Raw genomic sequence first — 820 nt, 5'->3', positions numbered from 1 at the left:
ACGCCCGGTTACATTCCGAACCCGGAAGCTAAGCCTTTCAGCGCCGATGGTACTGCAGGGGGGACCCTGTGGGAGAGTAGGACGCCGCCGAACAATCTTTCAAAGGGCCCGTGGTCCAGCGTTCAACGCTGGACCACGGGCCCTTTTTGTTTTTCTGTTCAATACGTCGAAGCGCGGCCGGGGGTAGGTTGCGCGAGAATGACTAGCGGTACCCCGAAGACAGGAGTCACACCCATGTCCAACTCTCCCGACGATCGTCCGGAGCGCGAGCCTCGTCGCAACGACGGCGGTGACAGGGGCGGCTACCGCGGGGGCCGTGACGACCGTGGCGGTGACCGGGGCGGCTTCCGCCGCGACGACCGCGGCGGCCGCTCCCACGGCGGTGACCGCGGTGGCTTCCGCCGTGACGACCGCGGCGGGGACCGTCCGTCCTTCCGCCGCGATGACCGCGGTGGTGACCGTCCCTCCTACGGCCGGCGCGACGACGACCGCGGCGGGTTCCGCCGGGACGACCGCGGAGACCGCCCGTCGTACCCCCGCCGCGACGACCGCGGCGGCGACCGCCCCTCCTACGGGCGCCGCGACGACCGTCCCTCCTTCCGCCGTGACGACCGCGGCGAGCGTCCCTCCTACCCGCGCCGGGACGACGACCGCGGCGGGTTCCGTCGCGACGACCGCGGCGACCGCCCGTCGTACCCGCGCCGTGACGACCGCGGTGGCGACCGCCCGCCCTTCCGCCGCGACGACCGGGGCGACCGTCCGTCGTACCCGCGCCGTGAGGACGACCGTCCGTCGTTCCGCCGGGACGACGACCGCGGCG

Annotated in this window: 1 rRNA gene and 1 pseudogene; both read left to right on the top strand. The window is 73.0% G+C overall.

Annotated features, from left to right (window positions below):
* Positions 1 to 93 (top strand): 5S ribosomal RNA (gene rrf / locus ACZ462_RS14070); the annotation flags it as partial.
* Between the two features lie 156 nt (positions 94 to 249).
* Positions 250 to 820, top strand: a pseudogene (locus ACZ462_RS14065) (DEAD/DEAH box helicase); the annotation flags it as partial.

It is taken from the genome of Streptomyces sp. NPDC031121 (assembly GCF_055570615.1).
The sequence above is the reverse complement of the archived record's forward strand: the minus strand, read 5'-3'. Positions and strand labels throughout refer to the sequence as shown.